Here is a 23,559-nt window from a genome sequence, read left to right as displayed (position 1 = left end):
GCACTTGAGGCTCTGGTTGCGCACGATGGCCAATGCCACGTATCCGTACGCTACTTGTCGCCCGGCCGGACCTCCTCCGTGATCGGTATCGACTTGGGGAGAGGCGAACTCGTGCCCGGGGCATGCCCGTTCGGGGAGTCGCCGTTCTGGTTCATCGACGCGAGGAGCTGCCGCGCCAGTCCCAGACCCGTACCGCCCATCGTCAGGGCCTTCGCGAACATCTCCGACATGCCCTCGGCGCCGTTGAGCAGCACCATGTGCTCCACATTGCCGAAGGCGGAAGCGCCCGCCTCCACGATCTGCGGCCAGTTCTCGGCGAGCTGCTGGGCGACGACGGCCTCCTGGTTCTCCGCGAGGGCCGCCGCGCGTGCCTTGATGGCCTCGGCCTCCGCGAGGCCCTGGGCCTTCGCCGACTCTGCCTGCGCGAGACCCTTGGCCTGCGTCGCCGACGCCTCGGCCTCGCCCGTCGCCCGGGTCGCCTTCGCGGCCGCGAGCCCGCGCGCCTCGGTGGCCTGGGCCTCGGCGGCCGCGGCCGTCTTGACCCGGGTCGCCTCGGCCGCCGCCGCGAGCTCGGTCTCCTTCGCCTTGGCCTGCGCGGCCGAGATGCGGGCGTCACGCTCGGCCTCGGCCAGCGTCCGCTTCTCGTACGCCTGGGCATCGGCCGGCTTGCGCACATCCGCCTGGAGCTGCTGCTCACGGCGCTGCGCCTCCAGCTCGGCCACCCGGGTCTCCTGGACCACGACCTCCTGCCGGGCGGCGGCGTCCGCGAGCGGGCCCGCCTGCCGGGAGCTCGCCGCGGCCTTGTCCCGCTCGGCCTGATAGCCGGCCTGGAGGATCTCGCTGTCCCGGGTCGCCTCCGACATCCGCGCGAACGCGGCCTGCTCGGCCTCGGTGGCCCGCAGGTTCGCCTCGGCCTGCGCGATCCGCGCGTCGCGCTGCACCGCGGCCGCGTGCGGCATCGCCAGGTTCTTGATGTACCCGGTCGGGTCCTCGATCTCGTGGATCTGCAACGAGTCGACGATCAGGCCGAGCTTCTCCATCTCCGTACCGCACGCGGCCCGGGTCTGCCCGGTGAGCTTCTCCCGGTCCCGGATCATGTCCTCGACCGTCAACCCGCCCACGATGGAACGGAGATGACCGGCGAAGACGTTGTGCACCCGCTCCGCCATCATGCGCTGCTGGTCGAGGAAGCGGCGGGCCGCGTTGGCGATCGACACGAAGTCGTCGCCCACCTTGAAGATGACCACGCCCCGCACCTTCAGCGGAATGCCCTGCTGCGTCACGCAGTCCACCGAAAGCTCGGTCTCGTTGAGATCGAGCGACAGCTTCCTGACCGCCTGCACACCAGGCAGTACGAGGGTTCCGCGACCCGTGACGATCCGGAACCCCATGCCTTCGCCGAGCCCCTCGGTCCGGTGCTTCGAACCGGAGATGACGAGTGCTTCGTTCGGTTCGGCCACCCGCCACATCAGCTTGAACAGGCCTACCAGAACGATGATGGCGGCGAGAACCAGTCCCGCCGCGACGCCGATGACCATCGGCATGCGCCCCCTTCATGCAGTGCCGCTCGGCACTGATGGAGGGAGTTTGCTCCCGGCCGCGGGTGTCGTGAAGACGCTGACGATTCCTTGTCGCAATCTTGATACGCACGGGTGAAAGCGCAGGTCAACTTGAGCGTGGGAGCGCTCAGTTGTCGTATGCGGACATCACGTACACGGTGCGTGGAGGCAGATATTCCACCACCGTCACGACCGTCCCCGTCTCGATCCGGCCGGTGCCCGGCGCGGGGTGGGCCAGGAAGTGCTCGGCCCCGCCCCGGATCCTGACGATGACCTCGCCCACAAGGCCGGGCCCGATCGTTCCGGTCACCCGCCCGAGCAGCCCCACCATGTCCTCGCTCATCGGGGGAGCCTAACCCGAGAGGCCATGCGGCGACGGGGCTCCGGCGAGCGGGTGGCCCGGTCCCGTGTCCGGATGTGACAGGGAATCGTCATTGCGGCCGCTGGGGCCGGCGGTGAGGATGGGGTCATGCCCACTTCGCACCGGGTCGTCATCGCGGTCTTCCCCGATGTCGACCTCCTCGACGTCACCGGACCGGCCGAGGTCTTCGCCCTGGCCAACCGGGAGACCGCGGGCGGCGCCGGATACGAGGTCCGCCTGGCCGGGCCCGCCTCCGGCGAGGTGCGGACCTCGGCGGGGGTGCGGCTGCTCGCCGACCTGTCCTTCGACGAGGTCGGCGCGGGGGTCGACACCCTGCTGGTGCCCGGCGCGGTGGACATGACCGACGAAGGCCCGGTCGCCCGCATCGACAAGGACGTCGTGGCCTGGGTGAGGGACACCGCTCCGCAGGCTCGGCGGGTGGCCTCGGTGTGCGTCGGCGCCCACGTCCTGGCGGCGGCCGGCCTGCTCGACGGGAGGACGGCGACCACGCACTGGTCGACCGCCGCCCAACTCGCCGCCGACCACCCCGCGGTCACGGTCGACCCGGACCCGATCTTCGTGCGCACCGACCGGGGGCGGCTGTGGACCGGGGCGGGGATCAGCGCCTGCTTGGACCTCGCGCTGGCGCTGGTGGCCGAGGACCAGGGCGAGGACGTGGCCCTCGCGGTGGCCCGGCAACTGGTGATGTACCTCAGGCGGCAGGGCGGCCAGAGCCAGTTCTCCGTGCCGCTCAGCCGGCCCGCCACCTCCCGGCGCGACATCGACGAGCTGCGGCTGTGGATCGCCGATCACCTCGGCGACGACCTCTCGGCGGAGGCTCTGGCGGCACGCATGTGCCTGAGTGAGCGGCATTTCGCCCGCGTCTTCAAACAGGAGACCGGCGCCAGCCCCGCCGCCTACGTCGAGGCCGCCCGGGTCGAGGCGGCCCGGCGCCTCCTGGAGACCACCGACTGCCCGCTCGACGAGGTCGCGGAAGCGGCCGGACTCGGCTCGGTCGAAACCCTGCACCGGGCGTTCAAGCGGCAGCTCGCCACCACCCCGGCCGCGTACCGCCGGCGCTTCCGCACCCAGCCCGCCTGACCCTTCTCATCCTGACCACGCGCGAGCCGGACGGCTTCGCCATGCCCAACTCCCTATGCCCAACTCCCTTATGAAAGGCCCGAGATGAGCCAGCAGCAGTCCTCCACGAAGCACCCCTCCACGACCCTCCGTGACGTGATCGGCCTGGACAACCAGCCGCCGAAGCTGAGCGAGTCCGTTCTGATCATGATCGACTTCCAGAACACCTACCGCACCGGAGTGATGGCCCTGGAAGGCGCAGAGGAGGCCCTCACGGCCGGGGCGCGCCTGCTGGCACGGGCCCGCGCCGCCTGCGCCCCGGTCGTGCACGTCATCAACGACGGGGGAGAGGGCGGTCCGTACGACATCCGTGCCCACATCGGCGCCATCAGCGACGAGGTCGCCCCGAGGGGCGGCGAGCCGGTCGTGGTCAAGCAGGTCCCCAACGCCTTCCACCTCACCGACCTGGAGAAGACCCTGAGCGAGCTCGGCGCCGCCCCGGGCAGTGGGAAGGACCTGGTCATCGGCGGTTTCATGACCCACATGTGCGTCAACTACACCGCCCAGGGCGCCTTCAATCTCGGGTACCGGCCCACGGTCGTCGCCGAGACCACGGCCACCCGGGCCCTCGCCGCCCCCGACGGCACGGTGCTGCCCGCGGCCGCCCTCCAGGCCGCCGCGCTCACCGCGATCACGGACCTGTTCGGCATCGTCGTCGCCAAGGTCGACGACCTGCCCGAGTGACGACCCGGCGCCGGGCGGCAGGGCCACGGGGGTGCCCTGCCGCCCGGCGTGTTTGACGAATCGTCAGATCCACCCGTCCAGCGACGCCATGAACCCCTCGAAGTCGTCGCGGTGGATGGTGTGCCCGGCGCCCTTGACCGTACGCACCTCGAAACCGCGGGCTTCGAGGCGGGCCACCTCGCCCGCGTCGTACAGGAAGCTCGCGTCGGCGAACTGGACGAGCGAGGGGACGACGGCCCTCGCGGGGGCCTGGTCCGTGCCGAACATCGGGGCGAGGCCGAGCGCGGTGTTCTCGTCCCAGACCCTCAGTGTCTCCAGCTCGATGTCGACGTCCTCGGCCTCCCAGCGCGGGTTGAGCCCCGCGACCATGGCCCGGGTCGCCGTCTTGAACAGGGCGAAGACTTCCGGACTGGCCGTCTCCTGGCGGGAGTTGACGTGCCAGGCGGGGTCCGAGTAGACCGCCCGGGCCGGCCGCAGCCGCTCGGCGGCGAGCGACAGGGAGAGCCCGCCGAGGGAGTGGCCGATCGCCAACTCGGCGCCGGCCGGGAGGGTTTCGACGAGGTCGTCGGCGAAGAGCTCGGCGGTGTACTCGCCACGCCCGCTCGCCCCGTGGCCGCGCAGGTCCACCGCGATGGCGCGGTAGCCCCGCTCGGCGAGCGCGGGACCGACCTTCCGCCAGGTGCGGTGGTCCGCCATGATCCCGTGGATCAGGAGCGCGACGCGGTCGCCCTCTCCCCAGGTGCGGGTGTTGAGCTGCACGGTGGTGCCTTTCGGTGCGGATGGTTGCTGTCGGGCGGTCGGTGTACGGAGCCGGGGCGGGCGGCGGTCAGGCGCGGGCCCGCCCCAAAACCGTACGGATACGGATCCCGGACCGGCACGACCGTCAGGTGTGCGCCGGCCCGGAACCGTACGTCTCTCAGCGCACGGACCTGATCGGGCGCACCGCGAGCGCGCCCAGGACCGAGAGCGCCGCTCCGGCCAGGAAGAGTGCGGTGTAGCCGCCGCTGACCGTGACGATCAGCGAGGCCGCGAAGGGGGCGACGATCTGCGGGCCCGCGTTGGCGACGTTCAGGACGCCCATGTCGCGGGCGGCGTCCTCGGCCTTCGGCAGGACCAGGGTGACCAGCGCGGTGTCGACCGCCATGTAGCAGCCGAAGCCGTTGACGACCGAGAATGCGATCATGGCGGGCCAGCCCGGCGAAACGGCCGGGATGACGAGGGCCGCCGCGGACAGCGCGGCCGAAGCGCCGACGAACAGCTTGCGGCGGTCGTGCCGGTCGGACAGCCAACCTCCGAGGACCGTCGAGACGACCATGGCGAGCGCGTTGACAGGCATCAGGATCGCCACGGCCTGCTCGGGCTCCAGCCCGGCGGGCAGCTGGGTGTGGTCCTGGAGGATGTAGAGCTGATATCCAGCCACCGCGAAGTAGCCGAGCACGAGCAGCGCGCGGCCGATGAACGCCCAACGGAAGTCATGGTCGCGCAGCGCCTCGGTGAACGCGGCGAGCTGTCGTGCGACGGGCAGCGGCGCCTTGGCGGGCCGCCGCTCCTCGCGCGTGCCGGCGGTGAAGATCACCGCGGCGGCCGCGACGAGCGCGCCGAAGAGCAGGTAGCCGGTGCGGTAGTGATCGGAGAAGGCCGCGCCGAGCAGCGCGCCGATGGTCGAGCCGAACGGCAGCCCGAGCCCGACCGCGGCCGACGCCTTGCCGCGCGCGGCCATCGGCACCCGGTCGGGGACGACCGAGGTGAGGGCGGCCTGGTAGACGTTGAGGACGGCCTGGCCCAGACACCACACGATGGTGACCAGCAGGATCGTGTGGACCGTGCCGAGCAGGAACATCACCGGCAGCGCGAGCAGGCCGCCGCCGAGGATCCAGGGATTGCGGCGCCCCGAGCGGTCGGAGAGCGCGCCCGCCACCGGGTTGAACACGGTCGCGAAGATTGCCGAGACACCCGAGACGAGACCGAAGTCGGCGACCTTGTGCGCCGCGTCGATGTGCTCGATCTGGAGCGCGAGCAGCACGCCGGGCACGCCGATGTAGAGGGCGTACATGGCGGTGTTGCCGAGCAGGAGCAGCGGAAGCAGCCCGCGTGCGGGCCGGGGAGCCGGGGCGGTGACGGCCACCGGGATGCCTGTGCCGGGGGAGGAAAGGGCCACGCTGCCCTCCGAGGAGTGAGGAGGCGGATGAGGGGTGCACGAGCGGCGAGGGGTGCGTCCTGACCGGCCGGAATTGAGGGGTCCCGGGCTGGAAGGTCGCCTGCGTGACACCGGTGACCGCAAGGGGCGAGGCCATCCGATGGGTTTGGTGACACGTGTCAATTGCTCGTGTAAGCACTGTGTAGCATCGAATTCAGGCCATCCGCTAGACCCCGAGCGGGATGCGTCTGGAAAGATGCCGATCGCGATGAGCCAGACACCCAAGCAGCCTGCCGACCGTCCCGTCCCGACCAGCGCCGATGTGGCCCGCCTGGCCGGGGTCTCGCGGGCGACCGTGAGCTACGTGCTCAACAACACCTCGGCCGTGCGGATCAGCGAACCCACCCGGGTCCGCGTCCGCGCCGCCGCCGAGGAACTGGGCTATGTCCCGCACGCCGCGGCCCGCAGCCTGCGCGCCGGCCACACCCGGATCGTGCTGCTGCCCACGGCCCACATCCCGGTCGGCCCCCTCTACAGCCGGTTCTTCAACGAGCTCCAGTGGGAGCTGCGTCGACTGGACTACACGGTCGTCCAGTACGGCAGCCTCGGGCTCGGCGCGGACGAGGCGGCCCGCGCGTGGGCCGAACTGCGGCCGGTCGCCGTGGTCTCGCTCGGCGAGATCGAACTCACCCCGCAGGGCGTCCAACTCCTCAAGCGCTCCGGGGCCCGGGCGGTCATAACGCTCGGCCCGCAGCGCGTCGAGGGCGCCCACGCGCTCGTGATGGACCAGCGCGAGATCGGCGAGAGCGCGGTGGCCCACCTCCGCGAGCGGGGCCGCCGCCGCATCGGCGTGCTGATCCCCGAGGAGTCCGGCCTCGAACTCTTCTCCAAGCCCCGCCTGGCCGGCGCCCGCAAGGCCGCGCACGGCACCGACGCGGTGATCGAGCCGGTGACGATGGCGTACACGGAGGAGTCGGCGGCCGAACTGGCGGGCCGCTGGCGCGAGTTGGGCCTCGACGCGGTGTTCGCCTACAACGACGAGTACGCGATGCTCCTGATGAGCGCCCTCCAGGACGCTGACATCGATGTCCCCGGTGAGACCGCGGTGATCGGCGCGGACGACCTCCTGCTCGGCCGACTGCTCCGCCCCCGCCTGAGCACGGTCCACGTGGAGATGGTGACCGGCCGCCACCTGGCCGAGCTGGTCGACCGCGTGGTGCGCGACCCGGACGGCACCCCGGAGCGGCACGACCTGATGGGCGCCAGGGCGCTGCCGCGCGAATCGAGCTGAGTGGACGGGACGGCCCGGAGGGTGCCGACGGGGATGAAGCGCGCTAGCTGGACATGCGCCCGACGTGGGTGACGAGGATGCGGATGACTTCGTCATCAATGATGTACAGCGCCCGGTAGGAGCCGACTCTCAGGCGCCGGTACTCGCTTCCGTACGGTGCTGAGGTGGCGGGCAGGGGATCCTCGGCCAGGGCGTCAACGGCTTCGTACAGCGCGGCAAGCCCCTGCGGATCGTCCTTGAGGAACCGCACTGCGGCGCTGGTGGCCTCGGGCTCCCAGATGATGCTGTACGTCACGTACGCAGCCCCAGCATGCGGCCGACCTCTTCGTGACTGACGCCCTCGCCGAGGGTGCCCTGCGCCTTGCGTCGCTCGCGTTCGGAGATCGCCAGGGAGTCCTCAAGATCCTCTATCACCTGGGGTGACACCAGGAGCGCCGCGACGTGGCCGTGGTCGGTGAGCGCGATGGTCTCGTGGCCGTGTGCGGCGCGCCGCACGAGGTCGCCCAGTTCGGAGCGGGCCTTGCTGATCGCAATCTCAGTCATGCCCACATGATGCCACAAGGTTAATCTAGTGCACACCGGATTGAACTTGGTCTGGCCGACGCTTCCGGACCTTCGGGGCTGCCCCGCCGGATCGCTTCCGACGGTTGGACCGGCGCCGAGAGACGGCGTGCGGTCGGGCCCCCGGGTGTTTAGCGTCGGAGCATGAGCAACCAACCGCAGCGCGCCCGTCGCCACCCCCAGCGTTTCGAGATCCTGCTCGTTCCCGAGCACGTCGAGGACCGGGGCGGTGCCTCGGTGGTGGACAGCGCCGTGCGGTCCGCCGTCGTCGAGGCCACCGGTGAGTGGGGGGTCTCGGGCTATCCGCGGTACGCCGGGCACGGCATCGAGGCCGAGATCGACTCCGCCACCAGAGCCGTCGAGGCGGTGCTCGTCGACGGGTCCGAACTCGACATCGGGCTCGGCGTGGTGCTCAGGGAGGTCCCGGCCCGGCCGTGACGGTGATCGCGTTGTGGCCGGGGCCCGTTGACAGCGGACGGTGGTGGGCAGAGACTCGGGCGCAGCCATTCATGAACATCACTTCACTGGGCGAACAAGCCGCCGTGGCGGCCCCGAACCGGTGAGGAGATCCGTGGGAGAGACCCGATGAGCATCCGCGACGTGTACATCGTCGACGCCGTCCGCACCCCGATCGGCAAGTTCGGGGGTGCGCTCGCCCTGGTGCGGCCCGACGACCTCGCCGCGCACGTGGTCAGGTCGCTGGTGGAGCGCACCCCGGAGCTCGACCCGGCCCGCATCGACGACGTGTACTTCGGTGACGCCAACGGCGCGGGGGAGGACAACCGCGATGTGGCCCGCATGGCCGTGCTGCTCGCCGGGCTGCCCGTCTCGGTCCCGGGCGTCACCGTCAACCGCCTCTGCGGCTCCGGCCTCGAAGCCGTGATCCAGGCGGCCCGCGCCATCGCCGTCGGCGACGCCTCGATCGCCGTCGCGGGCGGCGTCGAGTCGATGTCCCGCGCCCCCTGGGTCGTCCAGAAGCCCGAGCGCGCCTTCCCCGCCGGCCACCAGCAGATGTACTCGACCACCCTCGGCTGGCGCATGACCAACCCGAAGATGCCCGCCGAGTGGACGGTCGCCCTCGGCGAGGGCGCCGAACTCATCGCCGACAAGCACGGCATCACCCGCGAACAGCAGGACGCCTTCGCCCTCGACAGCCACCGCAAGGCCGCCGAGGCATGGGCCAAGAGTCTGTACGACGGCGAGGTCGTCCCGTACGACGGTGTCGACCTGGTCCGCGACGAATGCATCCGGGAGTCCTCCACCCTGGAGGCGCTCGCCCGGCTCAAGCCGGCCTTCCGCACGGACGGTTCGGTGACCGCGGGCAACGCCTCGCCGCTCAACGACGGCGCCGCGGCCCTGCTCCTCGTCGACGAGGAGGGGCTGCGCGCCACCGGCCGTGAGCCGCTCGCCCGCATCCGCAGCTCCGCCGTGACCGGCATCGAGCCTCAGCTCTTCGGGCTCGGCCCGGTCGAAGCCGTCCGCAAGGCGCTCGCCAAGGCGGGCAGGGACTTCGGCGACCTCACCACCTTCGAGCTGAACGAGGCGTTCGCCGCCCAGTCGCTCGGCTGCCTCGCCGAATGGCCCGGCCTCGACCCCGCCGTGGTCAACCCCCGCGGCGGCGCCATCGCCATCGGCCACCCGCTCGGCGCCTCCGGCGCCCGGCTCGCCGGAGCCGTCGCACACCAGCTGGCCGCCGCCGGCTCCGGCACGGGCCTCGCGGCCCTCTGCATCGGAGTGGGCCAGGGTCTCGCCCTCGTGCTGGAGCGCTAACAGCCCTGGTATGCAACGGAGTTGTGAATCCCGAGGCGGCCGCTCCGGGTTTCGTTGAGCGGTGAATCACCTTACGATGGCCGCTCGCGCACCCGGCTGGCCGTGTCCCTTACCGGATACATCCGCATGCCCTGCTCAACTGGTGTTCCCTGTACGGCAGTTGAGGGAGGGTGTGCCCGGCGCGACACCTACGGGACTCCCCACGGACGACAGAGTGACTGGAGAGGCTTCATGACCCTGCTCGACCCCAAGACGTGGCAGCCCAGAACGCTTGCCGGGGGTGAGTACGAGGTCGTCGAGCCCGCCACGGGGGAGTCGCTCGGTGTCGTCACCCTCGCCGTCGGCGAGGACGTCGAGGTGGCCGCCGAAGCCGCCGCGGCGGCGCAGGGCGCCTGGGCGCGGACCCCGCACTTCGCGCGTGCGGCCGTCCTGCGCCGGGCGGGCGACCTGTTCGCGCACCACGCCGACGAGCTGCGGGAATGGCTGGTCCGCGAGTCCGGATCGGTGCCCGGCAAGGCGGACTTCGAGCTGCACGTCGCCGCGCAGGAGTGCTACGAGGCGGCCGCTCTCGCCTCCCGGCCGCTCGGCGAGGTGCTGCCGAGCGAGCAGCCCCGGCTCTCGTACACCCGGCGGGTCCCTGTCGGCGTGACCGGCGTGATCGCCCCGTTCAATGCCCCGCTCATCCTCTCCATCCGCTCGGTGGCCCCCGCCCTCGCGCTCGGCAACGCGGTGCTGCTCAAGCCCGACCCCCGTACCGCCGTCTGCGGCGGGCTCGCGCTCGGGGCGGTGTTCGCAGAGGCCGGACTGCCCGAGGGACTGCTGCACATCCTGCCCGGCGGCGCCGAGACCGGTCAGGCGCTCGTCGCCGACCCGCGGATCCCCGTCATCTCGTTCACCGGATCGACCGCCGCCGGACGCCGGGTCGGCGAGGCGGCGGGCCGTCAACTCAAGCGCGCCCACCTGGAGTTGGGCGGCAACTCGGCACTCGTCGTGCTCGCCGACGCCGACATCGAGGGCGCGATCGCCCAAGCCACCTGGGGGTCCTTCTTCCACCAGGGCCAGATCTGCATGACCACCGGCCGGCACCTCGTGCACGCCTCGTTGTACGAGGAGTACGTCGAGCGGCTCGCCGCCAAGGCCGACGCGCTGGCCGTCGGCGACCCGTACCGCGAGCAGGTCCACCTGGGCCCCGTCATCGACCGGGCCCAACTCGCCAAGGTCCACGGCCTGGTGGAGTCCAGCACCGCGCGCGGCGCCCGGCTCGTCGCGGGCGGCACCCACCGGGACCTCTTCTACCGCCCCACCGTGCTCGCCGACGTCGACGACCACACCCCCGCCTATGCCGAGGAGGTCTTCGGCCCGGTCGCGCCGGTCCGCCCGTTCGCCACCCCGGACGAGGCGGCGGCCCTGGCGGCGGCAGGACCGTACGGTCTCTCGCTCGGCATCGTCACCCGGGACACCGCGCTCGGCCTGGAACTCGCCGACCGCATCCCGACCGGGATCGCCCACATCAACGACCAGACGGTCAACGACGAGGCGGTCGCGCCCTTCGGCGGGATCGCGGCCTCAGGGACCGGCGCCCGGTTCGGCGGCTCGGCCAACCTGGACGCCTTCACCGAACTGCGCTGGACCACGGTGCGCCGCGAACCGGCGGGCCATCCGTTCTAGTGCCGCATCCGGCGACGTTCGCCCTGCCGACCAGGGCGTGCGGGTCGGTGTTCACCGTGCCAGGGCGAGGGCGAGGGAGGCCACGGACAACGCCAGAAAGGTCCCGGGAAACGCCATGTTGTGATACACGCGGGTCTGTACGTGTCTGACGACGGCACCGAGGAAGAACAGCACAAGACCGACCGCGGCGGCGATGCCGAGGAGCCGAACTCCCAGGAGCCCGAGTGCCAGCCCGACGGCTCCGGCGGCCTTGAGCACGGCGAAGGCGGGGAGCGATGATGGCGGGAGACCGACCTCGGCCATGTTGTCGAGGACGAACCTGGCCTTCGCGAAGTCGGCCCCCGCGATGGCGGCGTTGGCCACGATGGTGATGACGGTGACGATCACGTAGCCGATGAACACGCGCGTCCCCCTTCAGCCGAGCAGCCGGTAGGAGCCGTGGCACCTTCGTCGGCCACTTGGTGGCGGATCATCAAGACAGGCATGGCTTCTCCCAGGGGATCGTGAGCCTTGACGGGTAGCTGCTGCGTACCCGCCCGTTACGACAAGCCTCACCAAGCCCGGCGTCGGGCGTCCAATACCCGCGTCTATAACCTGAGGGCATGGACGTCGACACCCGGTTGCTGCGCTACTTCGTCGCGGTGGCGGAGGAAGGGAACCTGACCCGCGCGGCGGAGCGGTTGTTCGTGTCCCAACCGGCGCTGACCAAGCAGATCAAGCAACTGGAGAGCCGGCTCGGCGTGCGGCTCTTCACGCGGTCCCGCGCGGGTACGGTCCTCACCGAACCGGGTCGGTCCCTGGCGGAGCGGGTACCCGCGCTGCTGGCCGAGTGGGACCGGACGCTACGGGAGACCAGAAGCGCGGCCGGCCGGGCGGAGCGCGTGCTGCGGGTCGGCTTCATGGCCAGCGCCGCCAACGAGGCGACCCAGCACATCGTCGCGGCGTTCGCCCGTCGCCGGCCGGGCTGGAGGGTCGAGATGCGCCAGGCCGCCTGGTCGAACCCGACCGCCGGGCTGGCCGACGGGGACGTCGACGTCGCCCTGCTACGGCTGCCCTTTCCCGGCCAGGAGGACCTGCGGGTGGAGGTGCTCCTTACCGAACCCCGCTGGGTCGCCCTGCCCGCCGCCCACCCCTTCGCCGCACGCGACCTCATCCCCTTCCACGACCTTTGGGACGAGCCGTTCGTGGCGGCCCCGCCCGAGTCCGGCCGGTGGCGGGAGTACTGGCTGGCCACCGACGAGCGCGAGGGCCACCCACCCCGCGTCGGCGCCGTCACCGACCAACCGGACGACTGGCTCAGCGCCATCGCCAACGGCTACGGGATCGCGCTCGCTCCGGAATCCGCCGCCCGTTTCTACGCCCGCCCCGGCGTCACCTACCGGCCCGTCAGCGGCGTCAGCCCCAGCCAGGTCGGCGTCGCCTGGGCACCCGGCGACGACGGCAACCCGGTCGTCCAGGACTTCGTCCGCTGCTGCCTGGAGAGCGGGCCACCCCGGCAGGACGACGTGCGCGGTACGTGACGGGCCGGACACGGACGGCCGTTCGGATATCGCGACCCCGGCCGCCGCCATCGGACACCGCTCGGGCATCCTTGGCCGGTGCACTCGGTTCTCTCCGGCTTCCTGCCCATCTGGACCATCACGGCGTTCGGCTGGGCCGCCGGGCGGTTCAACCTGCTCGGTGACCAGGCCCAACAGGTCCTCGGGCGCTTCGCGTTCACCTTCGCCATGCCCTCGCTGCTGTTCCTCACGATGGCGAAGTCGCGGCCCGGCGAGCTGGCGCAGCCCGGCGTCGCGGTGTTCGCCCTCAGCCTGCTCGCCGTGTTCGCCGCGGGGCTGGTCGCGAGCAGGCGGCTCTTCAGGCGCAAGAAGGCCGAGCAGGCGATCGGCGCGATGGCCGCGTCCTATGTGAACTCGGCGAACCTCGGCATCCCGGTCGCCGTGCACGTCCTGCACGACACGTCGTTCATCGTGGCGGCGGCCCTGTTCCAGATGCTGTTCATCACGCCGCTGATCCTGGTGCTCATAGAACTCGACGTGCGCCGGGACGCGGGCAGGCGCTGGCTGCGGATGCTCCAACTGCCCATACGCAACCCGGTAGTTGGGGCATCGGCCGCGGGCGTGGCCGTCGCCGCGCTCGGGCTGCGCCTGCCCGACGAGGTGACCTCGCCGCTCACCATCCTCGGCGGCGGTGCCGTACCCGCAGCCCTGTTCGCGCTCGGCATGTCGCTCACCGCACGGGCCGCGGCCGACCCGGGGGAGCGGGCCGAGCGCGGCCTGCTCGCCGCCCTCAAGATCGCCGTACAGCCGCTGCTCGCCTACGGGTTGGGCAGGTGGGCCTTCGGGCTCGGCGGGCACGAGCTGTTCGCGGTGGTGCTCTGCGCCGGACTGCCCACGGCGCAGAACGCCTTCATCTTCGCCTCCGAATACCGGCTCGACACGTCGCTCCCCAGGGACACCGTGCTGTTCTCGACCCTCCTGTCGATGGCGTCCCTCTCCCTGATCGCCGTACTCCTCGGCTGACCGCTCAGCAGGGCTGGCGCCAGACGTCCAGCTTGAGGTTCTTGCGCATCGAGGAGAGCCCGAGCTTGTCGGACTCGGCGCAGAAGTCCTTGTTGGGCAGCTCGTACTCGACGTGGAACACCGCCTTGTCCGCCTTCACGAACGGCGTGAGCTTGGCGCACTCGTCGTACTGCGCGCACTGCTCGTTGACCGCGAACTCGAAGTCCGGCACCAGCTCGGGGATCTGCTGGAGATCGTTCTTGAGCCCCACCGCGAGACCCCGCGCGTGCGCGATCCCGGAGAGCATGCGGTTGTACGCCAGCTGGTCCGCGGCCGTGAGCGGGAAGCCCGTCTTGTTGGCGTAGCCGTCCATCAGGTCGGGCTCCACCGCGTCGAAGCCCTTCTGCTTGCACATGTCGAAGCGGCGCTCCATCAGCGGACGCAGCACGTCGATCTGCCGGATGTCGAGCCAGCGCTCGCCCTCCCAGCCGTTGTTCTCGCCCTGTACCGCGGCCGGGAAGTCCCCCTTGTCGGGCCGGAAGTTCTCCCAGGCGCCCGCGTTGATGTAGCAGATCGCCTTGCGGCCCTGGCCGTGCAGCTTGGCGACGTCGGCCGCGGTGTTCTCGAAGCCGTCGATGTCGTACACCGGGACATCGGGGCCGTCCTGCACCCGGCCGTTGAGCTGCCACTGCCAGGCGGTGCCGGGCCTCGGCTGCCACGGCTTCGCCGGGGCCGAACCGCTCGGGGAGGGGGATGGAGTGGCGGGCGTGCTCGGCTTGGGCGTTGTGGTGGAGGAGTGGGAAGGGGAGGGTGTGGCCGTCGGCCGCGGGGTGTCCGGGCCGTCCGCGTCGTCGTCCGAGGGGTCGGACGAACAGGCGGTGGCGAGCAGGAGCAGGGCGACGGCGGTGCAGAGCAGCGCCATCGGGTTGCGGGCCAGGGTGCGGTTCATGGCGTCTTTCCGGGAAGCACGGGCGGCAGCGCCGCCCACGGATTGGGTAGCTCGCGTTCGACCACGCAGCACACACCCGCGCCGCGGTCCCCGGTCGTTCGCAGGGCGAGCGCGAGGAGCGCCCCGGGCACGCCGTACACCAGGTGGCACAGGCGCTCCGGCGGCTGGCGGTCGGCCCAGCCGGGGCGGGTGAAGGCGGACACGTACGTGTCCCAGTGTCCTTCGAAGGTGACGAGGAGATCGGCGATCCGGAGATACCCGGGGGCGGGATGCACCCCCGGGTTGAGCACCACGGTGGCCGCGCCCGCCCGCCGCGCGGCCCGGGCGACCTGCCGCACGAACGGCAGCCCGGTCCGGTCGGCGGGCGCCCGGTCCAGGAAGCAGCCGTCGGCCCCGTACCAGGCGCGATGCCGCTCGACGTCCCGCACTACGTCGGCGGGCGGCCGGGCGCCGTAGTCCAGGTCGACATAGCCGAGCACCCGGACGCCGGCCGAGCGCAGCGCCTCGACCGGCTCGATGAACGCCGGGTCCGGGGCGGCGCCCGGACCGTCCGCCGCGTTGAGCACCACCCCGTAGAGGCCGGCCGCCGCCTCGGCGAGCCGCCGCCAGGCCGCCGGGTCCTCGGCGGGGTGGACGTAGAGCGGAACGAGCAGCATCAGTGCACCGGTTCCCGGTCCGGCTCGGCGCGCACGGCCGCCCACAGCGCGGACACCGAATCGGCGAGGGCGTACTGGGGAGACCAGCCCAGGGTGGTGCGGGCCGCGCTCGGGTCGGAGCACTGCCAGGGCACGTCCGCCGAGCGCGCCGAGCCCTCGGCGTTCTCCTCGATGTGGCCCTTGAACCCCGCGGCGCGGACCAGTTCGTACACCAACTCCCTTACCGGGACGGCCTGTCCGCGCGCGATGTTCAGGACCGGGGGCAGCGGGCCGCCCTCGGTGGCCGCCAGGACCGCGGCGTGGGCGACGTCCCGCGCGTCCACGAAATCGCGGTGCGCGGAGAGGTCGCCGAGCCGCACCGAGGAACGGGGCCCCAGATCGCGCAACTGCCGGGCGAGGCGGCCCGGCAGCCCGGCGGCGGGCGCGCCGGGACCGACCGGGTTGGTGATTCGCAGCACCACGGCGTCCAGACCGGAGGAGGTGACGGCCAGGGTGCCCGCCAGCTTGGTGGCTCCGTACAGCGTGCTCGGGCGAGCCGCGGACTGCTCGGTGACGTGCTCCCCGATCCCGCTCGGCCCGTACTCGGCGGCCGAGCCGAAGTGGACGAGCCGGGCGGTCGGGGCGGCCTCGCGCAGCGCCGCGCACAGCACGGCCGGGCCCCGGACATTGACCTCGGCCAGCGCCACCGACTGCGGTCCCACCGCCCCGGCGCAGTTGATGACGGCATCGGGGGCGTACGTGAAGAGCCGTTCGGCGAGCGGGCCGGGGCCGACGGTGGCGAGGTCCACGGCGAGGTCCGCCGTCGGGCCCCGGCCCGCGCCGAAGAACCGCACGCCGGGCAGGGCGCGCAGCTCCCGGGCGACATGGCCGCCCAGGTAGCCGCTGTGGCCCAGTACGAGAATGCGCATGGGCGGGTCAGGCCCCCTTGAGCAGGAGGGAACGGTGGGTGGTGAACTCGGCGTTCGCCCGGTCGTAGTCGTCCGGGCGCCCGATGTCGAGCCAGTACCCGTCGAACGCGTAGGCGTGCGGCGGGGTTTCGGCCTTGAGGAGGTCGAGCACCAGCTCGTCGAAGCCCAGCGGCAGGCCCGGCGTATAGCCGGCCAGTGTGTCGAGGGACAGGCCGTACACGCCCATCGAGACCCGGTAGTCCATGCTCGGCTTCTCGGTGAACGCCACCACCTTGTTGTCGTCGGTGGTCAGCACCCCGAAGTCGATGAGCACCTTGCGGGCGTACGTGGCGATCGTGAGCGGGGCGCCGCTGGCGCGGTGCCGGGTGAGCACGTCCGCGTAGTCGAGGTCGGTGAGGATGTCCCCGTTCATGACGAGGAAGGACTCCGGCAGTCGGTCCCGCATGGTGAGCAGCGGGCCGATCGTGCCGAGCGGGCTCTCCTCGGTGCTGTAGTCGATGTCGAGACCCCAGCGTTCGCCGTCGCCCACATAGGCACGGATGATCTGGCCCAGGTGGCCGATCGCGATGGTGCATCCGGTGAACCCGGCGGCCGCGAGTTGGCGCAGCACGATCTCCAGGATCGCGTGCTGGTCGCCGATCGGGACCAGCGGCTTGGGCAGCGCCGTGGTGTACGGCCGCAGCCGGACGCCCTTGCCTCCGGCGAGTATCACTGCGTGCATGGGAGCCTCCCTGAGGATGGGCCTTGCGGGATCAGATGTTGTAGATGCCGGTCTTGTAGCGGGCGAGGTTGCCCGGGTCGCGGAAGAACTCCGCGGTCCGCTCCAGGCCCGGCTCCAGGCCGAACCCCGGCTGCCAGCCGGTGGCTTCGGTGAGCCGGCTCGTGTCCGCGACCAGACGCATCACTTCGGAGTTGGCGGGTCTGATGCGCTGCTCGTCCTCGCGGACGTCGAGCTCGGCGCCCATGACCTTGCCGATGAGCCGCACCAGGTCCCCGACCGAGATCTCGGTGCCGGTACCGGCGTTGAACGTGCGCCCCACGACCCGCTCGGCGGGGGCGGTCCCCACGGCGAGGAAGGCCCGCGCGGTGTCGGCGGCGAACGTGAAGTCCCGGGTCGGCCGCAGATCGCCCAGCGTGATGGTGCGCGAGCCGGCCGCGACCTGGCCGATGACGGTGGGGATCACGGCCCGCATCGACTGGCGCGGCCCGTAGGTGTTGAACGGGCGCAGCGTCACCACGGGCGTGCCGAAGCTCGCGTAGTAGCTGTCCGCGAGCCGGTCCCCGCCGGCCTTCGAAGCGGCGTACGGGGACTGGGTGTTGATCGGGTGGTCCTCGGTGATGGGCACGGTCTGCGCGGTGCCGTACGTCTCGCTGGTCGAGGTGTGCACCAGGCGCGGCGTCTCAAGGGCGCGGACCGCCTCAAGCACGTTGAGCGTGCCCGTGACGTTGGTGTCCACGTAACTGTGCGGGGCCTGGTAGGAGTACGGGATCGCGATCAGTGCCGCCAAGTGGTAGACGGCTTCGGCCCCTTCGACCAGACCGCGTACCGAGCCGGGGTCGCGGACGTCGCCGAGCACGATGTCCACCTGGTCCAGCACCTCGGGGGACAGGGTCTCCAGCCAGCCGTAGGACGAGAACGAGTTGTACTGGGCCATCGCGCGGACCCGGTGGCCCGCGGCGACGAGGGCCTCGGTGAGGTGAGAGCCGATGAAGCCTTCGGCTCCGGTGACGGCGACAAGCGGTGCGGAAGTCAACTGCCGCTCCTTTCAACGCTGTTCAGAACATTTGGTGATCATTCGGGTGCGGTGCGTGAGACTGGTGCCCCGCCTTGTGCCGGGTGGGGCGCGGTACGGGTCAGGCGTGCGCGGTCGGCCGCCCGAGCAGGTGCAGGGTGGTGCCGGTGAGGACGACGGCGGCGGCCGCACAACAGAGCAGTTCGGTGAGCGGGCCCGGGGGCGGCGCGAGCAGCCCGGCCGAGGCGACCCCGGCCGCGGCGGCCAGGCTGACGGCGGCCGGCGGCCAGGCGATGCCGAACGCCTGGAGCAGCAGCGCCGTCCACAGCAGCGCGGCGAGCGCGAGCAGGGGCGCGGGCTCCGCCCCGGTGAGCAGCGCCGCGGGGAACAGCGGGAGCAGGTAGACGAGGAGGCAACCCCCGAGGACGGCGGCCGAGCGCCACCGGAACGCGGCCGGGGTGGCCGTCGCCCGCAGCGCCGCGACCGACAGGCCCCGGTAGCGGTAGAGCAGCCATTCGGCCGGGCCCATGCTGAGCGTCAGCGCGATCACCGCGAGCGGATGGAGCCGCCCGGCGAACGCCACGAGCACACCGGCGGCCAGTCCGAAGAGCCCGTACGGCAGTGAGGCGACGAGCCGGGGCGCGGCCGAGGAGGTCGCGGCGGGTTCCTTCAGCGCCTCCCGCAGACAGTGGCCGACGGCCGCGACCACCAGGACCAGGGTGAGGGCGCACAGACCCACCCGCACCATTGCGCCCGGCTCCCGGAACGGCAGGACCGCGGCCCCCGCGATGAGCGGGCTGAGCGCGCCGAGCAGGAGCCGCTCGCGCGCCAGGACCAGGAGGATCCCGGCGGCTGCGAGATAGCAGGACTGGCCGGCCACGAAGAACGCCGCTTTGCTCGGCCCCACGATCGCGAAGCCCGTGGCGCAGGCCAGCACCGCGCCGAGCGGCGCGCCCGTCATCAGCGTGCGGGCCGCCTCGGCCCGGCCCGACGCCATCCGCAGATAGGCGCGGTGGCCGAGGCCCTGCCCCCAGGCCCAGGAGACGAGGCCCGCCACGACCAGGGCGAGAACCGCACGGTCGCTCTGCCACAGCCGGGCGGTCAGCGGATAGGCGAGCCCGGGCAGCGCGAACAGGGCGCCGCGCAGCGCGCACCGCACCGGGTCGGGCTTCCACGGGTCGGCGGCCGGGGGCGGCTCGGGGAAGCTGCGCGGCACCCGCCGGTACAGGTCCTCGGCGAGCGAGAACAGGTTGCCGTGGCCGTACTCGTCCGCGATCTGCTGGGCCGTCAGGCCCTCCGACTCAAGGAGCGCCGCGACCTCGTAGGCGTGGACCGCGGGCCCGATCTGCTCGGCGAGCTCGGCGGCGAGCCGGTCCACCGCCGCGTCCCTGCCCGACCGCGCGGGCGCCCGGCCCGGCAGGCGCAGCGTCATCGTGGACTCCGTGGCGAGCCGGAGCGTCAGCGTGTCGTCGCGGCCGTCGGGCGGCTCCAGACGGATGGGCCCGCTCATCCGGCCACCCGGCTCAGCTCGGCGGGGACCAGGCGCAAGGACATCGTGGTGTCCTCGCCGTGTTCTCCCCGCCCGACCGGGACGGCCCCGCCGCGTACGGAGAGTTCGAGATAGATGGCCCGGAAGGTGTCGACGGTCTGGCGCAGCGTGAACTGCTCGACGACGCGCAGCCGGGCCGCTTCCCCCATGGCCGCCCGGCGCACCGGGTCGCCGAGGAGTTCCAGGGCGGCCGCGGCCATCGCGTCCGGATCGCGCGGCGGCACCACGAGACCGGCCGGGCCGACCGCCTCGCGCACCCCGCCCACATCCGTGGAGACCGTGGCCCGGCCGCACGACATGGCCTCGATCAGTGTGAAGGGGAAGCCTTCGCTGATGCTGGACAGCATGACCACGTTGCCCGCGGCGTAGGCGTCCCGGATGTCCTCGACGCGGCCCTCGAAGGTGACCGCGCCGCCCTGGTCGAGCGAGTCGGCAAGCGCCTCGCACCGCTCCCGGTAGGCCTCGCCGCCCCGGGGCGTGCCGCCGAACAGGCGCAGGGTGGCCTCGGGGAGTTCACTGCGCACCTTGGCGAAGGCGCGGATGAGCGTCTCCAGGTCCTTGATGGGGTCAACTCGCCCTGCCCAGCTGAGAGTTGGGGTCTCGGGTTCGGGTCCGGCGGGCGGGAACGCCGCCGGGTCGACCCCGTTGTAGACGGTGCGGATCAGCTGCGGATCGGCCCCGCCCTGCTCCTCCCACAGCCGGTTGTACTGGTTGCCCGGCGTGATCAGCGCGGCCCGCCGGTACGTCTCCTCGGCGAGCAGCCGGAAGAACCCGAGCAGCACCGCCTTGACCGGCCAGCGGTACGGGGCGGTCCGGTAGCCCAGATAGCGCTCGCGCAGATAGACGCCGTGCTCGGTCAACAGCAGGGGTACGCCGTGGAGTTCGGCCCCGACGAGCCCGGGAAGCACGGCCACTCCGCCGCTGACCGCGTGCGAGACGCCCTGGCTCGGCGGGGTCGCGGCGAGCGGCCGCAGCGCGTGCTCCAGGAGCCCGGTCGCGGTGACCGCGTCGTGCAGGGTCGGCCGTGCCTCGCACACCGCGAGCCCCGGCCGGTTCCACACCTCGGTCATGACCCGGATCGCCCGGTCGCCGCGCAGCGCGGGGCTGAGCGAGCCGTCGCGGGCGGCCCGGGCCATCTCGTACAGCGCCGGACCGAACCCGCTCTCCGCCGAGGGGTCGAGCAGTGCGGTCAGGAAGCGTTCGTACGCCGTCATCAGGCGCCGTTCCTGTCGGCCGCGCGGGGCCGAACCGGCGGGCGCGGGGCCCCACATGGGGACCGAGACGGCCTCGGACGCGTGCGGCGGGAGCTCCCACACGGTGGGTTCGCGGCCCGTGCCGGTCACCGCAATGATGTCGAAGTCGATGTCGGGCATTCCGGTGACGAGCTGGTCGCACCAGACGCTCACCCCGCCGTGGCTGTGCGGATAGGTGCCCTCGGTGAGCAGGGTGACCCGCGCCGCGCCGGAGCGCGGCGCGCGGTGTGGTACGTGCATGCATGCGCTCCGCGGCTGAAGAGAGCGGTGGGTGGTGAGGGCGGCCCGGCGGCCCGCCGCCGCGGCGGCGGCGGGCGTCCGGAACCTCGGTGGACCGGTGTCAGCGCCGCTCGGCGCTGTACGGAACCGGCTTGGTGACACCGGCGGGGACCGGCGTGCGCGGTGCGCTCTGCGGCGTCGCGTGCTCGGGGGACGGCGCGGGGCGGGACTGCGGTGCCAGGGTTCTGGCGGGGGCCGGCGCGAGCGCCAGCGAGACACTGCTCTGTCCGGACTGCGGCGACACCCAGCCGGACACGCTCCCGGCGTAGGCCTGGCCGAACGCCGAAGTGCCGCTCCCCAGAACCTGGTTGGTGCCGTTCGGCATCGTCGCGGTGACGGCCACGCCCGCCGGGGCCTGCACCGTCACGCTGTCGCCGATCCGGTACGCGGTGACCTGGCCCGCCTTCACGGCGGTGTTCCAGGCGCCCCGGTTGCGCAGCTCGGCGCCGATGTCCTTCATCCGCAGGTTCACCAGCGGGGCACTGGCCGCGTACAGCGCCTTGTACTGGTCGAGCACCCCGTTCAGTACGGGATAGCCGATCCGGTCCTCGGCGAGGTTGGACTGGTGGATGAAGTGCGGCCGCGGGTCGTTGCCGAGGACGTGGCCGAGGGCGACCTGCGTCTCCAGGGGCACGATGTATCCGGTGTATCCGGTGGCCGGGTTGAGCGGAGCCGGCAGGCACGTGGTGTTCGGCAGGTCGTCGCACAGGCCGCTGCCGCCCTGGGCGCGGCTGGTGTAGAGCCAGTTGTACTCGTCGACCTGCTCGGAGACGTGGCCCGCGTTGTAGAAGATGTTGATCGGGTAGCGGGCGACGGTGAGCGCGGGGCCCACCTGGCGCTGCTCGGGGTCGCGCGACATGTCGGCGCCGAGCCAGTCGATCTTGTTGGCGGCGAGCGCCGGGGCCAGATACGGGTTGTCCTGCGGCTGCTGCGGCAGGAGCTTCATCCCGGAGTGCTCCCCGGTGATCAACTCATCGGATTCGACGGGCAGTCCGACGCTCTGCGCCCACTGCTGGTTGTCGGATATCTCCTTGGATATCTCGGCCTGGCTCACGTACTTCGTCGAGCCGTCCGGGTTGGTCGCGCACTTCCACGGGACCACCGACACGTTCTGCTCGCAGCCGAGGAAGGCGTGGTCGTAGGTGTGGTTGATCCAGCGGAAGTCGCCCTTGTTCAGGGCCAGTTGGTCGGCGAGCTGGTCGGCCCCGTTGTGGTTCTCGCGGTACTCGACGCTGCCGCCGCCGTTGTAGGCGAGGTCGAGCGTGAAGCCCCGGGACTTCTCCCAGGCGACCGCGTTCTTCACATCGTCCGGGGTCATCCGGATCGAGTCCTCGACGCCCTGCCCGGGCGGGCAGTCCACATCGCCCGGCGTGCAGTTGAGGTTGGAGTCCCAGCGGTCGTCACCGGCGAACACGTCGTCCACGTGGACCGCGAAGTAGTTCCGCGAGGCGCCGAGGCGCACGTTCTGCGTCATCCAGTCGACGATGCCGCGGGCGAGCAGCTTGAACTGCTCCTGGTACTGGTTGTACGCGAAGGTGACGACCAGCTCCCGGCGCCCGTCGTGGCGGTATTCGCCGACGAGCGTACCGTTGCCCGTCTTGCCCGGGATCGGCGCCTCGACGTAGCTCGTGAAGTCCGCGCCCGCCGCCGGCTGCGCGAGGAAGGCGTAACTCTCGCTCACTGAAGGGGAGTTGTCCTCGAACGGCACGCTCCCGTTGAGGTAGCCGAACGGCCCGGAGCTGCGGCCGGCCGCCGTCACCTGGGCCTTGAGGCCGTCCACCGAGCCGCTGTAGCCGCTGGTGGCGGCGGGCTGCAGACCCACCTGTGGACGCGCGTAGGTGTACGCGTCGACCTGCGGGATCGCATACGACTTCTCGTACGCGGCGAGCGCGGCCATTTCCGCCGAGCCGGTCGGGAAGGGGTTGTCGTTCGGCAGCACCACGGCCTGGAACTTGGCGCGGGGCAGACCGTTCACGGTGTCGGAGAGGAAGGCCTGGTCGATCACGGGCCGCCCGGACTGCTCCAGGTCGACCACGGTGTACGGAGTGCCTTCGCCGTCCAGTTCCGCGGTGATGGCCTCGGTGGCGGGGCCGCCGTCCGAGACGACGAGGACCTTCAGGTCGATGCGCGGCGCGGGCGTCGCCGAGTACGCCGGCGCCGCCGGTAAGCCCATGGCGAGCAGAACCCCGCCGACCGCCAGGCCGGTGATGTGTCTGCTGCGGTGTGTGTTCCGCTTCACGCGGTGAAGTCCCCTCCCCTGGAGGTCCGTTCGGCTCCCCTGCCGGCGCGGACCCCGCCCACGACGGAACGGGCCTGCCCTTGTTCGAAGGGCCCGCCGTTCCGCTCTGACGCGTCACATAGTGCGGCTCTTCGAGGAGTTTTCGAGTGGCTACTGTGAAACATGACGAAAAACCGTGGCCGCTGTGATGGGGCGCAGACCGGTGCACAGGGAGATTTGCGGGTTTCCGGATGCTCTTGGCGGGGTGTGCCGGGGCGGGAAAATCGGAGCGGCCCGGCGGAGTAACCGCTTTCGGGGCAGGGGGCGCACGACGGCGCGAAC

The 23,559-nt window shown here is 71.9% G+C and carries 23 protein-coding genes; 8 read left to right on the top strand and 15 right to left on the bottom strand.

Features of this window, described 5'->3' with window-relative positions; translation table 11 throughout:
* Positions 1-50 precede the first annotated feature (50 nt).
* Positions 51-1,544: a flotillin family protein gene (locus OHA17_RS04255; protein ID WP_406504165.1), complete on the bottom strand. Its 1,494-nt coding sequence runs from the start codon at positions 1,542-1,544 to the stop codon at positions 51-53.
* Between the two features lie 142 nt (positions 1,545-1,686).
* Complete coding sequence (locus OHA17_RS04250) at positions 1,687-1,890, bottom strand: hypothetical protein (protein ID WP_406510631.1); 204 nt, start codon at positions 1,888-1,890, stop codon at positions 1,687-1,689.
* Between the two features lie 138 nt (positions 1,891-2,028).
* On the opposite strand from OHA17_RS04250, the gene OHA17_RS04245 reads away from it, so the two are divergent.
* Together OHA17_RS04245 and OHA17_RS04240 are read left to right on the top strand one after the other, a co-directional pair.
* Positions 2,029-3,021 (top strand): GlxA family transcriptional regulator, encoded by a 993-nt coding sequence (locus OHA17_RS04245; RefSeq protein WP_406504163.1) that lies wholly within the window; start codon positions 2,029-2,031, stop codon positions 3,019-3,021.
* A gap of 84 nt (positions 3,022-3,105) precedes the next feature.
* Positions 3,106-3,744 carry an isochorismatase family protein gene (locus OHA17_RS04240; protein WP_406504161.1) on the top strand — a complete coding sequence of 213 codons (639 nt, stop codon included), beginning with the start codon at positions 3,106-3,108 and terminating at the stop codon, positions 3,742-3,744.
* Between the two features lie 63 nt (positions 3,745-3,807).
* On the opposite strand, the gene OHA17_RS04235 is transcribed toward OHA17_RS04240, so the two are convergent.
* Together OHA17_RS04235 and OHA17_RS04230 are read right to left on the bottom strand one after the other, a co-directional pair.
* On the bottom strand, positions 3,808-4,503 hold the full coding sequence (locus OHA17_RS04235) for an alpha/beta fold hydrolase (protein WP_406504159.1): 696 nt from the start codon (positions 4,501-4,503) through the stop codon (positions 3,808-3,810).
* 157 nt (positions 4,504-4,660) lie between these two features.
* On the bottom strand, positions 4,661-5,902 hold the full coding sequence (locus OHA17_RS04230; protein WP_406504157.1) for an MFS transporter: 1,242 nt from the start codon (positions 5,900-5,902) through the stop codon (positions 4,661-4,663).
* 247 nt (positions 5,903-6,149) lie between these two features.
* On the opposite strand from OHA17_RS04230, the gene OHA17_RS04225 reads away from it, so the two are divergent.
* Positions 6,150-7,172, top strand: a complete 1,023-nt coding sequence (locus tag OHA17_RS04225; RefSeq protein WP_406504155.1) for a LacI family DNA-binding transcriptional regulator — start codon at positions 6,150-6,152, stop codon at positions 7,170-7,172.
* A gap of 43 nt (positions 7,173-7,215) precedes the next feature.
* On the opposite strand, the gene OHA17_RS04220 is transcribed toward OHA17_RS04225, so the two are convergent.
* Positions 7,216-7,467, bottom strand: a complete 252-nt coding sequence (locus OHA17_RS04220) for a type II toxin-antitoxin system RelE/ParE family toxin (protein ID WP_406504153.1) — start codon at positions 7,465-7,467, stop codon at positions 7,216-7,218.
* On the bottom strand, positions 7,464-7,715 hold the full coding sequence (locus OHA17_RS04215; RefSeq protein ID WP_406504151.1) for a type II toxin-antitoxin system Phd/YefM family antitoxin: 252 nt from the start codon (positions 7,713-7,715) through the stop codon (positions 7,464-7,466). Before OHA17_RS04215 ends, OHA17_RS04220 begins: the two co-directional genes overlap by 4 nt.
* A gap of 162 nt (positions 7,716-7,877) precedes the next feature.
* On the opposite strand from OHA17_RS04215, the gene OHA17_RS04210 reads away from it, so the two are divergent.
* The 3 genes from OHA17_RS04210 to OHA17_RS04200 all read left to right on the top strand — a co-directional run bounded on the left by OHA17_RS04210 (position 7,878) and on the right by OHA17_RS04200 (position 11,171).
* The gene (locus OHA17_RS04210; RefSeq protein WP_406504149.1) at positions 7,878-8,171 is read left to right on the top strand and encodes a hypothetical protein; all 294 of its coding nucleotides are present in this window, start codon (positions 7,878-7,880) and stop codon (positions 8,169-8,171) included.
* Positions 8,172-8,318: 147 nt separating this feature from the next.
* The gene (locus tag OHA17_RS04205; RefSeq protein WP_406504147.1) at positions 8,319-9,503 is read left to right on the top strand and encodes a thiolase family protein; all 1,185 of its coding nucleotides are present in this window, start codon (positions 8,319-8,321) and stop codon (positions 9,501-9,503) included.
* Between the two features lie 231 nt (positions 9,504-9,734).
* Positions 9,735-11,171 carry a benzaldehyde dehydrogenase gene (locus OHA17_RS04200; RefSeq protein WP_406504146.1) on the top strand — a complete coding sequence of 479 codons (1,437 nt, stop codon included), beginning with the start codon at positions 9,735-9,737 and terminating at the stop codon, positions 11,169-11,171.
* A 51-nt stretch (positions 11,172-11,222) separates the two neighbouring features.
* Here OHA17_RS04200 and OHA17_RS04195 read toward each other — a convergent pair whose 3' ends face one another.
* Positions 11,223-11,573, bottom strand: a complete 351-nt coding sequence (locus tag OHA17_RS04195) for a DoxX family protein (RefSeq protein WP_406504144.1) — start codon at positions 11,571-11,573, stop codon at positions 11,223-11,225.
* Positions 11,574-11,773: 200 nt separating this feature from the next.
* Between OHA17_RS04195 and OHA17_RS04190 the strand changes: the two genes are divergently transcribed.
* Both OHA17_RS04190 and OHA17_RS04185 read left to right on the top strand, forming a co-directional pair.
* Entirely contained in the window at positions 11,774-12,691 is a 918-nt protein-coding gene (locus OHA17_RS04190) for a LysR family transcriptional regulator (RefSeq protein WP_406504142.1), read from the top strand.
* Positions 12,692-12,769: 78 nt separating this feature from the next.
* Positions 12,770-13,693, top strand: coding sequence for an AEC family transporter (locus tag OHA17_RS04185; protein ID WP_406504141.1), 924 nt, complete (start codon positions 12,770-12,772; stop codon positions 13,691-13,693).
* A gap of 4 nt (positions 13,694-13,697) precedes the next feature.
* On the opposite strand, the gene OHA17_RS04180 is transcribed toward OHA17_RS04185, so the two are convergent.
* The 8 genes from OHA17_RS04180 to OHA17_RS04145 all read right to left on the bottom strand — a co-directional run bounded on the left by OHA17_RS04180 (position 13,698) and on the right by OHA17_RS04145 (position 23,172).
* A complete protein-coding gene (locus OHA17_RS04180) occupies positions 13,698-14,621 on the bottom strand; it encodes an endo alpha-1,4 polygalactosaminidase (RefSeq protein ID WP_406504139.1) in 924 nt (307 codons plus the stop codon).
* Positions 14,618-15,280, bottom strand: coding sequence for a spherulation-specific family 4 protein (locus OHA17_RS04175; protein ID WP_406510630.1), 663 nt, complete (start codon positions 15,278-15,280; stop codon positions 14,618-14,620). The genes OHA17_RS04180 and OHA17_RS04175 overlap by 4 nt, the downstream gene beginning before the upstream one ends.
* Positions 15,277-16,185 (bottom strand): NAD-dependent epimerase/dehydratase family protein, encoded by a 909-nt coding sequence (locus OHA17_RS04170; RefSeq protein WP_406504137.1) that lies wholly within the window; start codon positions 16,183-16,185, stop codon positions 15,277-15,279. Before OHA17_RS04170 ends, OHA17_RS04175 begins: the two co-directional genes overlap by 4 nt.
* A gap of 7 nt (positions 16,186-16,192) precedes the next feature.
* Entirely contained in the window at positions 16,193-16,906 is a 714-nt protein-coding gene (locus tag OHA17_RS04165; protein WP_406504135.1) for an NDP-sugar synthase, read from the bottom strand.
* A gap of 31 nt (positions 16,907-16,937) precedes the next feature.
* Complete coding sequence (locus OHA17_RS04160) at positions 16,938-17,939, bottom strand: SDR family NAD(P)-dependent oxidoreductase (protein ID WP_406504133.1); 1,002 nt, start codon at positions 17,937-17,939, stop codon at positions 16,938-16,940.
* Between the two features lie 100 nt (positions 17,940-18,039).
* On the bottom strand, positions 18,040-19,428 hold the full coding sequence (locus tag OHA17_RS04155; protein WP_406504132.1) for a hypothetical protein: 1,389 nt from the start codon (positions 19,426-19,428) through the stop codon (positions 18,040-18,042).
* Entirely contained in the window at positions 19,425-20,960 is a 1,536-nt protein-coding gene (gene pelF / locus OHA17_RS04150) for a GT4 family glycosyltransferase PelF (protein ID WP_406504131.1), read from the bottom strand. Before pelF ends, OHA17_RS04155 begins: the two co-directional genes overlap by 4 nt.
* Before the next feature lie 100 nt (positions 20,961-21,060).
* The gene (locus tag OHA17_RS04145; RefSeq protein WP_406510629.1) at positions 21,061-23,172 is read right to left on the bottom strand and encodes a hypothetical protein; all 2,112 of its coding nucleotides are present in this window, start codon (positions 23,170-23,172) and stop codon (positions 21,061-21,063) included.
* Positions 23,173-23,559: the final 387 nt, after the last annotated feature.

The sequence above is a fragment of the Streptomyces sp. NBC_00212 genome, assembly GCF_045206365.1.
Classification (GTDB): Bacteria; Actinomycetota; Actinomycetes; order Streptomycetales; family Streptomycetaceae; genus Streptomyces.
Note: the sequence above shows the minus strand (reverse complement) of the source record. Positions and strands in the feature narration are given on the sequence as shown.